Source organism: Pseudomonas sp. GR 6-02, assembly GCF_001655615.1.
GTDB lineage: Bacteria > Pseudomonadota > Gammaproteobacteria > Pseudomonadales > Pseudomonadaceae > Aquipseudomonas.
In genome coordinates this window covers 1,551,191-1,565,763 of record NZ_CP011567.1, presented here as the reverse complement: position 1 = coordinate 1,565,763, position 14,573 = coordinate 1,551,191, and the positions used below count along the sequence as shown (strand labels likewise).

Sequence of the window (14,573 nt, the reverse complement as noted above, 5' to 3'; positions counted from 1 at the left end):
ACCGCCAGGGGCAGAAGGCCTCTAGCTGTTATCTGCTGCTTTGATCCGGTCGACTACCCGGGATGCCAGGTCATCAGGACGGAACTTGGCCAGGAAGTCATCGGCACCGACCTTCTTGACCATCGCCTGATTGAACACTCCCGACAACGAAGTATGCAGGATGATATGGAGCTTTTGCATGCGCGGATCGGCGCGGATCTCGGCCGTCAGGGTGTACCCGTCCATCTCCGGCATCTCGATGTCGGAGATCATCATCAGGAACTCTTCTTCCGGCTTCTTCCCCTCGTCAACCAGCTTGCGCAGGTAATCCAGCGCTTGCCGGCCATCGTTCAACGCCACCACTTCGACACCGATCGTTTGCAGGCAACGGGTCACCTGCTTGCGTGCCACCGACGAGTCGTCGACCGTCAATACGCGCAAAGAGAGCGCCTTGTGCTGGGTCTCAACATCGACCACGCCCACCGAAATCGCTTCCGGCGTCGGCGCCACTTCCGCCAGCACCTTCTCGACGTCGATGATTTCGACTAACTGGTTGTCGACCCGAGTCACAGCCGTCAGGTAGTGATCGCGCCCCGTGCCCTTGGGTGGCGGATGAATCTCCTCCCAGTTCATGTTGACGATGCGCTCCACCGACCGAACCAGGAAACCCTGGGTCTTGGTGTTGTACTCCGTGATGATCACGAAGGGATTGCTCTGGTCCAGCAACCGACCGGCACCGGTCGCCATCGCCAGATCCAGGATCGGAATGGTTGCCCCCCGAATATTCGCCACACCGCACACGACAGGACTGGACTTGGGCATCAGGGTCAGCTTGGGGCATTGCAGCACCTCGCGAACCTTGAACACGTTGATCCCATACAGCTGCTGGCCGTCGAGACGGAACAACAACAGCTCAAGGCGATTCTGCCCTACCAGTTGCGTGCGCTGGTTCACCGAATCCATTACACCAGCCATGCCCAGACTCCTACACCAACGCTAAGTGTGTTGCGACGCACATTCATCACGAAACGGCACGGCGCTTGCTTTTTAACTCTTATGAACACAGAACCGACATTTTTCCGACACCTGACATCAACCTGCCGCAGATTGCTCTGCGCGATGTCGGCCGCTTGCCTGTTCAACGCTGGCAGCCCTGCCCTTGCTGATACGGTTACCTTGCCTGACATGCTTATCGGCGTCACCCAGGGCTTTCTTGAATTCACCGTAGAGGACTATCTGGCCACCAGTCAAACGCAAGGTCGCTACGAAATCCAGGTCAACCAGCTCGATCCGCGCCTGCGCATGCCTATGTGCGACAAGGAATTGACAGCCACCCTCGAGAGCCCGGCAAGGCCTCTGGGACGGGTCACGGTCAAGGTTCGCTGCGATGGCGCCTCACCCTGGACGGTCTTCGTGCCCGCTCAAGTGAAGCTGTTTCGCGACATTGTGACGACCACTCGTCCGCTCAAGCGCACAGGGATTATCGAACCTCAGGACGTAACCCTGCGCGAGCGTGATATCAGCCTGATAAATCAGGGGTTTCTGACTTCCGTCGATCAGGCTATCGGGCAAAAACTTACCCGACCAATGGTCGCCGATCAGATCATTACGCTGGTGCATCTCGAACAGGCGGAAGTGGTTCGCAAGGGCGACCAGGTGGTGATTACCGCCCGCAGTGGTACGCTCAGTGTGCGCATGCCGGGTGAAGCGCTGTCCAACGGCGGCCTGAGGGAACAGATTCGCGTGAAGAACCTTAACTCCCAGCGGGTCATCAAGGCGCAAGTCACAGCGCCCGGCCAGGTGGAAGTGGCCATGTAAGGGCTCTGTGTTTGTGAAGTGATGGCGCACCGCCTGGCGGTTGCCTAAACTGTGCCGCATGCAGGGCATGCGCTGGCGCATGCGAGCTCATTGATAAATGGGCCTAAAGTTTTTCGGGGAATCGCCGAAAACATGGCAAGCGTCCAAATATCCAGAGGTTTTTTGTCATGGTCATCGATTTCAGTCGTTTAAACAGCTCCTCGTCACTTACGGGCAGTACGCGTACCAGCACCGCCAAGGAAACCGCCGAAGCCGGCCAATCCGCGCCGCTGAATACCCCGGCCGAACAGGCCAGTACCACCAAAAGCGGGGAATCGGTACACCTCAGCAATGAGGCTCAACAGTTGCAGAAGGTCACTGACAAGCTGCGCGATCAGCCTGCCGTCGACAACGCCCGCGTGGCCGAGTTGAAAGCAGCGATTGCCGATGGCAGCTATAAAGTCGACAGCAACCGTGTAGCCAGCAAACTGCTCAACTTCGAAGCCCAGCGCTAGGCCACGGCCCGCGCCAGGCTTTTGGACGCTTAAAACCCAAGGCCAGCCATGCACGACACTCAATTACTGCAACTGATCATCGACGACTTCGCCCCGGCGCAACAACTGCTGGAGCTACTGCAAACCGAGTCCCTTGCCTTGCACGGTCGCGACATGCCACTGCTCGAAGAAATTCTGGCGCATAAACAGGCATTGATCATTCTGCTCGAACAGCATGGCCGCAAGCGCAGTGAAATCCTCGCCAGCCTCAACCTGCCAACCAACCGCCAGGGCCTGGAGCAACTCGCCAGCCAGTCGAGCATTGGCGAACGATTGCTGGGACAGAGCGACGTGCTCACCGACCTCCTGGCCCAGTGCCAAGCCGCCAATGTCAACAATGGCCAGTCGATTCTGGTGCAGCAGGCCGCCACGGCCAACCAGCTGAAAATCCTCACCGGCGGCGAGCCGCCAGCGCTCTACGATGCCCGCGGATCAACCTCCAAGCTCGCCAAGCCACGCCCGCTCAGTCAGGCTTAAGCCTTTCAATGAGCACGCCCTATCAAGACACGCAACATGCTGGCAGAATGCCGGCCAGTAGTCATATTTGCCTGGAGATTGATACCCCGTGTCCAATGCCTTAAGCGCGGAAGATGCTCCGCAGCCACCCAAGGTGCTCACCACGCCTTTGGAAATCTCCGGCAACCTGCGTCAGCTGCAAGACAGCCATGACCCGCTGATCATCACGTTCCACGAGCGCAGCCAGCGCTTCCAGAGTTATCTGGTGGACGTCGACCGTGACAGCAACATGATCGCCCTGGACGAAATGATCCCGCGCGACGGCGAACGCTTTCTGCTGGCCGGCGAACCGTTCAAGGTCGAAGGCTTCCACGACGGCGTGCGCATCGCCTGGGAAAGCAATGGCCCGCTGACCATCGACGAGTCCGGCGATGGCCGCTGCTACCGGGGCACGCTGCCCGATGAGGTGGTTTACCACCAGCGCCGCAATGCTTTCCGCGCTGCGTTGAAGCTGGCACAACTGGTCAATGTCGAGCTGGGAGGCGAGAAACTCAAGTCGCCCCTCGCCGGCAAACTGCTGGACATCTCCGCCACCGGCTGCAAATTGCGCTTCGAAGGCGACATCACCGCCAAGCTGCAATTGGGTCAGGTCTACGACCGCTTCATCGCCGCCCTGCCCTTCGGCAGCATGACGGCACCGGTGGAGCTGCGTTACCTGCACTTTGAAGAAAAGATCAACACCACCTTCGCCGGCGTGCGTTTTCACAACATGAGCGGCCTGGTGCAACGGCAGGTCGAGCGGTTCGTCTATCAGCTTCAGCGTGAAGCGCGGCGCTTTGACAAAGACGACTTCTGATACACCCCGCCAATAAAAAACGGGCAGTCCCTTGCGGGGACTGCCCGTTTTTTTATGCCTTGATCAAGGCCGCGCTTCGGTAAAACTTTGCTCGCGACCTGCGTCCGGGTCTTCTGAATCCGAAACTGGTTCAGGTTCAGGTTCTGGCTCGGCATCCGGATTGACATCAGCCTCCGGGTTGACCGGGTTCTGCATCTGATCCTGCACCACCTGCTCATCGACACGCGGGTCAAGGCAAGCCACCAGTGGCGAACTCGTCATGCTGTCCGGCATGGCCACGTGATGCAGTGGAGCATCGTCCACCTGATGCAGATTGGTGACTGCTTTCGGGCGGATTCGCCACACCAGCACCAATGCAAAAAAACTGAAAAAGGCATACAGCATCTGGCTGCCGAACAACTTCATCAATACCCCTGCCACCAACGGTCCGACACTCGCGCCGACACCGTAAGTCACCAGCAGCATCGCCGTCAGCGACACCCGGCGATCACCCTCGACGTGGTCGTTGGAGAACGCCACCGCCAGCGGGTACAGACAGAATTGCACCAACGAACAGAGGAACCCGGCGATGAACAGCACCTCCAGTTGCACCTGCGGCATGATCGCCAGCGGCAACGCGGCCAGTGCCAGGCTAAACGCAAAACTTCGGATCAATACCGCCCGGTCATAACGATCCGATAGCCATCCCAACGGCCACTGCACCACCAGGCCTGCAAAAATGCAGCTGCCCATGAACAGACCGACCTGCTCGGTGGACAATCCTTGCTGGGAGGCATACAGCGGCGCCAGGCCGTAGAACGAACCGACGATCAATCCCGCCCCCAACACCGTGCTCAGTGACTGCGGCACGCGCTTGATGAAAAAGCGCGGTTCCATCGGCGCCGGGTGCAATGGCGCCGGGTGAATCCGCCGGGTCAGGGCCACCGGCACCAGACACAGGGCGAAACACAGAGCGACCAGCATCAGCAGTTCCAGGCCCAGCCCCGGGTGCATGACCAGAATCAGCTGGCCCAACACCAGCCCCAGGTACGAAGCGATCATGTAGCCGCTGAACACCACGCCACGCTGCTTGGCTTCTGCCTGCTCATTGAGCCAGCTTTCGATCACCATGTACTGGCACATCATGCCCAGGCCAACGATCACCCGCAGGAACAGCCACGCGGGCAGCCAATCCACCAGGCCATGGCCCAGCACCGCCGCACCGACGATCCCGGCGCAGGCTGAATAAGCTCGAATATGCCCGACCCGGGCAATCAGCCGATGGCCGATCTTGCCGCCCAGCACCAGGCCGAAATAGTTGGCCGCCATCAACGCGCCGACCCACAGGCTGTCGACCTTATCGGCCGCCAGGCGCAGTGCAAGGTAAGTACTCAACAGGCCCGAGCCGATCAACATCATCAGCGAGGCGAAATAAAGTCCTCGAAAGGATTTCAGGATTTGGCGCATTGGCGTTCCGAGCGGCTCCTTGCAGTGAGTATCGGGCTATCGACAACGATAGCCCGATGGCGACAGGTCGTCAGGCCTGGGCTGCTAGAACACGCCGTTCCCAGGGAGTAATTTCATCGAGGAAGCTGGTCAACTCCAGGGTCTTCGAAGCGATGTAGCCTTCGATGAACTCCTTGCCGAACAGTTCCTTCGCCAATTGGCTACGTTTCAGACGTTCAAGAGCGGCATGCAAGGTACACGGCAACGCAAGATTATCCGGCACCACGAATTCGCCCCGTGCCGCTTCGCTCGGTTCCAGTTTGTTTTCGATGCCATACAGCCCCGACGCCAGGCTCGCGGCGATCGCCAGATACGGGTTGGCGTCAGCCCCCGGCAGGCGGTTTTCGACCCGACGAGCGACCGGTGAACTGGCCGGAATGCGCAGGCCGGCCGCGCGGTTATCATGGGACCAGCAGGCATTATTGGGCGATGCAAAAGGATGACACAGGCGCTGATAAGAGTTCACGTTCGGCGCAAACAGCGCAGTGAAATCCGCCAGGCCGGCCTGTTGGCCACCGATGAAATGACGGAAGGTCGCGGTCGGCTCGCCGGCCTTGTCGCTGAACACGTTACGCCCGCTGTCGATCTCGACGACGCTCTGGTGAATATGCATCGAACTGCCCGGCGTGTGAGCCAACGGCTTGGCCATGCAGACCACGGTCAGGCCATGCTTGAGCGCCACTTCCTTGAGCAGATGCTTGAACAGCAAGGTCTGGTCGGCCAACAGCAGCGGATCACCGTGCAGCAGATTGATCTCGAACTGGCTGACGCCCATCTCGTGCATGAAGGTATCGCGCGGCAAGCCCAGCGCCGCCATGCCTGCGTAGACTTCAGTGAAGAACGGCCGCAAGCCGTTATTGGAGCTGATGCTGAATGCCGAATGACCGTCCTCGCGACGACCGTCCAGGCCCACTGGAGGCTGGAAGGGTTGCGTCGGGTCAGGGTTGGGCGCGAACACAAAGAATTCCAGCTCGGTCGCCACGACCGGCGCCAGACCGAGGGCGGCGTAGCGAGCGATCACCGCCTTGAGTTGGCCGCGAGTCGACAGGTGCGAGCTCTCGCCCGTCAGTTCCTGTGCATCGCATATGGCCAGTGCCCGAGGGTGCGAACTCCAGGGCAAGCGGTGGATCTGCCCCGGATCAGGCACCAGCGCCAGATCGCCATCATCGCTGCCGTAAAAGTGCGCGGGCGGATAGCCGCCCATGATGCATTGCAGCAGCACTCCCCGCGCCATCTGCAAACGCCGCCCCTCAAGAAATCCTTCAGCGGTCATTACTTTGCCGCGTGGCACGCCGTTCAGGTCCGGCGTGACACATTCAATCTCATCAATGCCCGTCAATCGCTGCGCGAGTGAGCGATGGCCATCGGTTGTCATGACGCAATCCTTGTTGTTGTACGAGCCGCGAACGGCGACCCGTACAAAATAGGCTCCGGCTGTTCGGAATATCAAGCAGCGTCAAACAAAAAGGCGCAATCCTGTGAGGAACGTGTCGTTCAGGGGAGATAGAGGCTGAACACGCCGCCACCCAATGGCCCGCCATTACTGATTTCGGTACGTCCGCCCACACCATCACGCTGATGCAAGGCGGCAATCCGCCCGGCAAAGTACAAGCCCAGGCCGGTACTGCCGCTGCTGTGGTTGATGCCCTGCACATAGTCGGCCTGACGCTCGATCATCTCGGGTGGATAACCCTCACCATCGTCGTTGATGGTCAGCACCAATTGCCCGGCCTCATCGCTGACACTGATCAACAAGGCATGCCGGGCATAACGAATGGCGTTGTTGATGCAATTGGCGAGCACCGAGGCAATCAGCTCCCGATCGAAGAAACCCAGCGGGCTCAACGGGTCCACTTCATAGGTCGCGATAATGCCGCGGCTGGCGAACACTTCTTGATGAGCCGCCAGTTGCGCCTCGATGAAGTCATCGAGCTCATGGTAGGCCGGCTGCAATGGCATCTGGTTGACGCCCAGCTTGTACAGCCCCAGCAACTGCACCAGCATGCCATTGAGGTGGGCGAACTCGAAGTCGATGACGCCCTGCTCCGGGGTGTGCCGCTCAGGGTCGGGCAAACGCGCCAGCCATTGGCTGTGCGCCTGCATCAGCATGGCCAGAGAGTTCTTCATGTCGTGCACGGTGGAGGCAATCACCGTAGAGAAGTCGAGTGACGGTTCGCTGTCGATCATTCGCCGAACGCCTTGATTTTCAGTTTCTGGTAGCGCGGATAACGCGCATCGGTATCGGGCATCAGGCCGACCGTTTTCAGGCAGGCCCGGCACTCTTCCAGCTCGGCCGACGGGACGCTGGTGTCGGTGCCATGCAGCAGCGACTGCGCCATGTTCAGGGCAATACTGATGTTCTTCGGTTGCAGCGCCAGGGCTTTGCGGAACACTTCCCGGGCTTCAACCAGGTTGCCAGTCTTGTACACCCGCACACCCTGACGGTTGAGGTCGGCGGCGGCGTTGCCCGAGTTGAGGATGGTCGGGTCGTCGGTCAGCTTGGCGATGCCTTTCATCACGGTCGGATCGTCGCCGTAGATTTCCGCACAGTTTTTCAGCATCGAAGCACCCGCACTCGCCTGCCCGAGCATTTGCAGCTGCTTGGCCACCAGCAGCGCCGCTTCGGCGCTCATGAACTGCTCCATGCCGTCGAGGCGCATCATCGCTTGCTCGGTGAGCTTCTCGGCGGTTTCGGCATCGTTGAGCAGCAGGCTGGTGGCCTTCATCAGACGCGCGCGAATCTGCAGGCCCGGGTCTGACGGGTTCTCCTTCGCCACCGCACTCAGCGTCGTGTTGATTTCCAGGCGGGTCCGCGTGTCCAAGCCCTTTTCCGAGCCTTTGCTGATCAAGGCATGGGCCAGGCCGAGGTTGCTTTCCGCATCCTTGAACCGTGACTGCGCCCCTTGGTTCACCGCCTGGCGATAGGCTTTGGAGGCGGTGTCGAAATCTTCGTTGGCCATTGCCAACTTGCCTAGCAACGCTTGCCGACGCACCGCCAGCGGCGACAGGCGAATAGCCTCTTCCAATACTTTCTGCGCCGCTTTGGTGTCGCCTTCGGCGACCAGCACATCAGCCATGCCATCGTAGAGGGCGGGCATCATCGGGAAGACTTTCAAGGCTTTTTCGTAAATGCCCTTGGCCTGGCTGACCTGCCCGCGCTTGAACAGCAATTGGCCCAATCCGGCAAACGCCCAGGGCAATGGCCGATCAGCAATGATGCTGTCGTAAAGACGCTCCAGCGCTTCGTTCTGGTTCAAGTCGCGCAACGCATCGGCGCGGTAACGCAGGCACAGCGGCGAATAACGAATGTCCTGTTTGCACAGGGCGATGCAGGCATTGAGCACTTCAACCGGTTTGCCCCGGTCAAGCGCTTGCAGGATCGGCTTGAGCAAGGTCTTGCGCTGTTCCAGCCGCTCCAGGCGCTGGGCCAGGCCGGAGCGGTTGAACGGTTTGGTCAGATAAGCGTCGGGCTCATGCTCCAGCGCGCTGAGCACCATGGCCTGGCTGGTTTCGGCGGTGACCATGACAAACACGCTTTCATGGCTGATCAGCTTCTCGATCATCAGGTCTTCGAGCACCTGCTGACCGTTTTTCTTGCCATCGCCCAGGTGGAAATCCTGCAGGATGAAGTCGTAGGACTTCTGCGAGCACATGCGCAGCGCCTGCTCACCGGTATCAGCGGTGTCGACGTCCTTGACGCCCAGCTCCCGCAGCATGGACCTGACGGAACTGCGGAAATCCGAGAAATCATCGACGATCAAAAAGCTTTTTTGGTGATACGACAGCATCGAAGATTTCCAGGCAATTTAAGGAAGAACAACCTAAAGGCAATGGCTGCGAGTTCAGCTTCGCGGCCTTTCAGGCGCGCAGATGATAGCGAGAGGCCATTGGCTATCAAGCAATTTCGCACAATCGCGTGATGAGCTTTACCGGCCGCCAGCGATGAAATCACAACGGCTTGTCGCGTTATCGGCCAGTAGTCGCGTTCCCTTGAAGCAGCGGGAGTGCAATCGTTCCTTTTACTGCCAAAAGATCATACGGCTGCGCTAAATATTTGAAGGCGTTATTGAAAAACGGGATTATCCTGATTTATTGAAGCACGCTAATTATTATCCGCTTGAACCCAATACGCTCTAAATCGCCGGCAAAGGCCAGGAAATGACCACCACCCCCAAGCACTCGGCCACGGCTCCCGAGCGAAAGGCCCTGACCCTCAGTACCCTGGATTTTCCAGTGGTGGGCATCGGTGCGTCGGCTGGCGGGCTGCAAGCCATCAAATTGTTTTTCGAGAACATGCCTAACGACAACGGCATGGCGTTTGTGATCATTCTTCACCTGTCGCCCGACCACCAAAGCGTCGCAGACAAGATCATCCAGGAATCGACCCGGATGCCGGTTCTGCAGGTCACCGAAACCGTACCGATCGAGAAAAACCGGGTCTATGTCATCCCGCCGGCGCGGCGACTGGTGATGAATGGCAATAACCTTGAGGTAATTGAAAACGACCCACAACTGGGACGCCATGCTTCGATCGATCTGTTCTTCCGCGACCTGGCGCAAGTACACCGCGAGCGCGCCTTCTGCCTGGTGCTCTCGGGCAGCGGTTCCGACGGCGCAGTCGGCCTGTCGCGTATCAAGGAACAGGGCGGCATTACCCTGGCCCAGGTACCGGAAGACGCCGAGTTCGACGGTATGCCTCGGGCGGCCATCGAAACCGGCATGGTCGATCTGGTATTGCCCGTAGCAGACATGCCGCAAAAGCTGCTGGACCTGTGGCACAACTCCCGGGAAATCAGCTTGCCCGCCGCCAATGATCCGGAACTGCAATCCTTCGCCTCTGTAGCCGAACGTGATGCCGTGCTCGCCGAACAAATGCTGCACGACATCCTGATCCAGTTGCGTACCGGCACCGGTCATGACTTCAAGCACTATAAACGCGCAACGGTATTGCGGCGGATCGAACGCCGGATGCAGGTCACGGCCCAGCCCGACTTGGGAGCTTATTACCGCTACCTGCTAAGCAATCCCGAAGAAACCAAGGCGCTGCTGGGGGACATGCTGATCGGCGTGACCAACTTTTTCCGTGATCGCGAAGCCTTCGAAGCGCTGGAGCGGGATGTCATTCCGCAACTGGTCAGCGCCGCGGTTTCGGCGCAGCCTGAAAAGGAAGAAATCCGGGTCTGGTCGGCTGGCTGTTCCACCGGCGAAGAAGCCTATAGCCTGGCGATGCTGGTCAATGATCAGCTGCAACAGGAAGCCAGCAAGGCCTCACTGCAAGTTTTCGCCACCGACATCGACGAGCGCGCCATCAGCTTCGGCCGGGCCGGCCTGTACCCGCAAGCCATCGTGACGGATGTGCCGCCGACGCGGCTGCGGCATTACTTCATCAAGGAAGATGAGCACTATCGGATTCGCAAGGAAATCCGCGAGAAGGTGCTGTTCGCCAAACACAGCCTGCTGTCCGATCCACCCTTCTCGCAAATCGACCTGATCGTGTGCCGGAACCTGTTGATCTATCTGGATCGCGAAGTACAGCGCGAAATCCTGCAGATGTTCCACTTCGCCTTGCGCCCCGGCGGTTTTCTGTTCCTCGGTTCCTCCGAAAGTGCAGACGCTTGCCATGAGCTGTTCACGCCGGTGGACAAACGCAACCGGATCTTCCGCGCCAAGACTGGCACCGCCAATAGCCGACGCACGCCGACCGTGCCGCGCGGTGGTTATGTGCGCTCCAATATTTCCCATCAGGCACCGCAACACGCCGTGCAGCGCAAACTGTCGTTTGCCGACATCCACCAGCGCGCCCTCGAACGCGCGGCCCCGCCGAGCATGATCGTCGATGCCAACGCCGACATCCTGCACATGAGCGAAAGTGCCGGGCGTTTCCTTCGGCATGTGGGCGGTGAGCTGTCACGCAACCTGCTGACGCTGATCCTGTCGGAGCTGCGCCTGGAAATCCGCACCACGCTGTTCCAGGTCCAGCAGAGCGGCCTGGCCGTGAAATCCCGCGAGGTGCCGGTCAAGCGCGAAGAGCGGCATTACAAGGTCAGCCTGGAGGCGCAGCCTTACAAGGATGAAGAGGCGGACGGCGAGTTCATCCTGGTGATTTTCGAGGAAGTCGAAGTCGATCCTTCGCAAGCGACGGCCAAGACCCTGCTTCAAACCGAAAGCCAGGTGCTGTCCAATCTTGAGCGTGAACTGCAACGCACCAAACTGCACTTGCAGGACACCATTGAACAATCGGAAATTTCCAGTGAAGAACTGAAAGCTTCCAACGAAGAAATGCAGGCGATCAACGAAGAACTGCGCTCGGCCACCGAAGAGCTGGAGACCAGCAAGGAAGAGCTGCAATCGATCAACGAAGAGCTGCTGACGGTCAACTACGAGCTGAAAACCAAAGTCGAAGAAACCGACAAGATCAACGACTACCTGACCAACCTGATCGCCTCCACCGACATCGCCACGGTGTTTGTCGACCGCAGCATGCGGATCAAGTGGTTCACTCCGCGTGCCACCGATATCTTCAGCATGCTGCCGGTGGATACCGGCCGCTCCCTGCTCGACATCACCCATCGCCTGCACTACGACGACCTGGCGAGTGACGCGGCATCGGTGTTCGAATCATTGAACATGATCGAACGTGAAGTCAGCAGCACCGACAAGCACTGGTACATCGCCCGCCTGCTGCCCTATCGCTCCAGCGAAGACCGTATCGACGGCACCGTGCTGACGTTCATTGACATCACCAAACGCCGCGAGGCCGAAGAAGAACTGCGCCTGGGTGAAGAACGCATGCGCCTGGTGGCCGAAAGCACCCGCGACTACGCGATCATCACCCTTGATGAACAAGGCGTGATCACCACCTGGAACAAAGGCGCCGAACTGATCTTCGGCTACAGCAAGGCTGAGGCCGAAGGCGCTTACTACGACTTCATTTTTTCCGCCGAAGACCGCGCCTCCGGCGTGCCTGAATCCGAACTGCTGGGGGCTCGCACCCATGGCCGTTCCGAAGATGAACGCTGGCACCTGCGCAAGGACGGCAGCCGCTTCTATTGCAGCGGCGAAGTGACCTTGCTCAGCGGTGACAACCTTCGCGGCTACGTGAAAATCGCCCGGGACCTGACCGGTCACAAACGCCAGCATGAGGAACAAAGCCAGCAACTGGCCGAGACGCTGAACACCAATTACCTCAAGGATGAGTTCTTCGCGGTCATGTCCCACGAACTCAAGCATCCTCTGAACCTGATCCAGCTCAACGCCGAACTGTTGCGGCGCTTGCCGGTGACCAAGTCGGTGGCGCCGGCCGCCAAAGCCGTCAACACCATCTGCGATGCTGTCAGCAGCCAGGCGCGGATCATCGACGACCTGCTGGATGTCGCACGCGTGCGCACCGGCAAGCTCAAGCTCAAACCGATCGCCGTGGATCTGGCCAGTGTGCTGCGCGATATTTACACCGTCGTCCTCAACGACCAGCACAGCACCACCGTCGAGCTGCATGTGCCTTCGGAGCCGTTGATGGTGCGCGCCGATCCGACGCGCCTGGAGCAGATCATCTGGAACCTGGTGAATAACGCACTGAAATTCACCCCGCCCGACGGCCGCGTGCAATTGATCGCCAGCTTGGCCGAGAACATGGCGCGGCTGGACGTCAAGGACAATGGCACCGGCATCGCGGCCGAGAACCTCGAACACGTATTCGACCTGTTTGGCCAGGCTGAAACACAGCACGCCAACCACCAGCGCGAAGGGCTGGGCATCGGTTTGTCACTGGTGCGCCAATTGACCGAGGCGCAACATGGCACGGTTGAGGTGAGTTCACCGGGCGTTGGGGAAGGCTGTACCTTCACTGTCTATTTGCCCCTGGCCAGTAGTGAAGGCAAAACCCAAACCACAACACCAACCGACGAGGTATCAGGAAAACTGAGCGGCCTGACGATTCTGCTGGTCGACGACTCCGCCGAGGTACTGGAAACCCTGAAGATGCTGCTGGAAATGGAGGACGCCGAAGTCGTTGCCTTCGATCATCCGAAGGACGCTCTGGACGCGGCTGCAAACAGCCACTTCGACCTGATCATTTCGGACTTGGGCATGCCGGTCATGAACGGCCATGAACTGATGCAAGCATTACGTCAGTTGCCGCATGTCAAGGATGTGCCGGCCATTGCCCTGACTGGCTATGGCGCTATCAGCGATATTAAAAAGGCTCGTCAATCGGGCTTTGACCAGTACATTGGAAAACCGGTGTCCTACGATGACCTGATCGCGACCATCGAGACCCTGCGACAGCCCCGGGCATCAGGTTCTGAATAGCTCAGCGTAAATAGGCGCGTTGTACACAGACGCGCCGGTCAATCGCCTGCTTCAGTCGCTCCTTGTGGTCCGCCCAGACCCTGGGATCGACTTTGGGCGCGCGCATGAGGTCAAGCATGGCCGCTTTGGCGGTCAGGTATTCCGACCACGCATCTTCACAGCTGAGCTTGAAACGCTCACGTTCGTTCATTTCCATCCGCCGCAGCGCCAGTACCGACTCATCGGTGATGACCGTGCCGAGCGTCAGTTGCACCCGATGAGGTGCAACGAAGGCCTGCGTGCCCGCGACGATCTCGCCCGCTCGTAGAGCGCCCCACTTCAACGCCGCACAGTAAGTCTCATCACGGCCCCTGTCGTGAAACTCCTCACACAGCATGATCCCACGGGCATCGTAAACACCGATGAACACCTGGGTGATCCCCTCACGACTCAGTCGTGCCCGCACTTCCACTTGTGTCCCGTCACCGAGCATTTCTTCATGGATGTGGTGAGGTAATCGGGGGTCGGTCCATAACCAGAACTGTGCACCTCTGTGTCGCATTGCTGGCTCCTTGAGTGGAGTCAGAAGTAAGGCACAGCAATAACGGACTTTCCACGTAAGTCGTCAGGTGGTTCGAGCAAGAAAAAACCGCCAGGGGAATGCTCTGATGGGCTTTTCTAACCGCTGACGCTGCAATTTTAGAGTGTTCTTGCACTGAAATTACGCAGCCAGCCCTTGCCGCATAAGGGTTTCAGCTCATTTGAGGTGCACCACTATTGAGTGCCTGCGGTCACTTCGCCAAAAACAAATCGACATAATATTGACACCAAAACACCCACTTGTCGGAATATTGGCACATCGTACTGTTACCTGCGCTTAACACCTTTACAAAGCCTGACCCCACAACTAAACACCTATCAAACTGATATCAGGAAAGGCCGTATCCCTGAATCAGTGCTGTACCAAAATACGGCCTCATCCAGCCATTACTTCAGGAGTCCCTTCACTATGGGCGCTCTCAGGATACTGCGCGCCACGCGCAGCGCAGCCTCAGGCTTGGGCCCACGTTCGCCCGACCGCTCCTGCGATTCGCTCCTCAAGTACGGCGAGTTTCTTCACCCCCGCGAGACCAGCGCCCCTCTGCCGGCAGCACCTGTCC

At 59.0% G+C, this 14,573-nt stretch carries 11 protein-coding genes; 5 read left to right on the top strand and 6 right to left on the bottom strand.

Going from position 1 to position 14,573, the window contains the following annotated elements; genetic code table 11:
* Positions 1-21: 21 nt before the first annotated feature.
* Positions 22-954, bottom strand: a complete 933-nt coding sequence (locus tag PGR6_RS06755) for a chemotaxis protein CheV (protein WP_007937503.1) — start codon at positions 952-954, stop codon at positions 22-24.
* 81 nt (positions 955-1,035) lie between these two features.
* Between PGR6_RS06755 and flgA the strand changes: the two genes are divergently transcribed.
* The 4 genes from flgA (at position 1,036) to PGR6_RS06735 (ending at position 3,642) form a co-directional block, all read left to right on the top strand.
* Positions 1,036-1,797 (top strand): flagellar basal body P-ring formation chaperone FlgA, encoded by a 762-nt coding sequence (gene flgA / locus PGR6_RS06750; RefSeq protein ID WP_064616483.1) that lies wholly within the window; start codon positions 1,036-1,038, stop codon positions 1,795-1,797.
* A 167-nt stretch (positions 1,798-1,964) separates the two neighbouring features.
* A complete protein-coding gene (flgM, locus tag PGR6_RS06745; protein WP_007937499.1) occupies positions 1,965-2,291 on the top strand; it encodes a flagellar biosynthesis anti-sigma factor FlgM in 327 nt (108 codons plus the stop codon).
* A 48-nt stretch (positions 2,292-2,339) separates the two neighbouring features.
* Entirely contained in the window at positions 2,340-2,807 is a 468-nt protein-coding gene (locus PGR6_RS06740; protein ID WP_064616481.1) for a flagella synthesis protein FlgN, read from the top strand.
* Between the two features lie 88 nt (positions 2,808-2,895).
* Positions 2,896-3,642: a flagellar brake protein gene (locus tag PGR6_RS06735; RefSeq protein ID WP_064616479.1), complete on the top strand. Its 747-nt coding sequence runs from the start codon at positions 2,896-2,898 to the stop codon at positions 3,640-3,642.
* A 63-nt stretch (positions 3,643-3,705) separates the two neighbouring features.
* On the opposite strand, the gene PGR6_RS06730 is transcribed toward PGR6_RS06735, so the two are convergent.
* The 4 genes from PGR6_RS06730 to PGR6_RS06715 form a co-directional block, all read right to left on the bottom strand.
* Positions 3,706-5,088, bottom strand: a complete 1,383-nt coding sequence (locus tag PGR6_RS06730; protein WP_064616477.1) for an MFS transporter — start codon at positions 5,086-5,088, stop codon at positions 3,706-3,708.
* A gap of 70 nt (positions 5,089-5,158) precedes the next feature.
* Positions 5,159-6,400, bottom strand: coding sequence for a glutamine synthetase family protein (locus tag PGR6_RS06725; RefSeq protein WP_173861199.1), 1,242 nt, complete (start codon positions 6,398-6,400; stop codon positions 5,159-5,161).
* Positions 6,401-6,621: 221 nt separating this feature from the next.
* Entirely contained in the window at positions 6,622-7,314 is a 693-nt protein-coding gene (locus PGR6_RS06720; RefSeq protein WP_064616474.1) for a sensor histidine kinase, read from the bottom strand.
* Positions 7,311-8,915 carry a tetratricopeptide repeat-containing response regulator gene (locus PGR6_RS06715; RefSeq protein ID WP_019650359.1) on the bottom strand — a complete coding sequence of 535 codons (1,605 nt, stop codon included), beginning with the start codon at positions 8,913-8,915 and terminating at the stop codon, positions 7,311-7,313. The genes PGR6_RS06720 and PGR6_RS06715 overlap by 4 nt, the downstream gene beginning before the upstream one ends.
* Positions 8,916-9,285: 370 nt before the next feature.
* On the opposite strand from PGR6_RS06715, the gene PGR6_RS06710 reads away from it, so the two are divergent.
* Complete coding sequence (locus tag PGR6_RS06710) at positions 9,286-13,434, top strand: CheR family methyltransferase (RefSeq protein WP_064616472.1); 4,149 nt, start codon at positions 9,286-9,288, stop codon at positions 13,432-13,434.
* Position 13,435: 1 nt separating this feature from the next.
* On the opposite strand, the gene PGR6_RS06705 is transcribed toward PGR6_RS06710, so the two are convergent.
* Positions 13,436-13,975, bottom strand: a complete 540-nt coding sequence (locus PGR6_RS06705) for a hypothetical protein (protein ID WP_064616470.1) — start codon at positions 13,973-13,975, stop codon at positions 13,436-13,438.
* Positions 13,976-14,573: the final 598 nt, after the last annotated feature.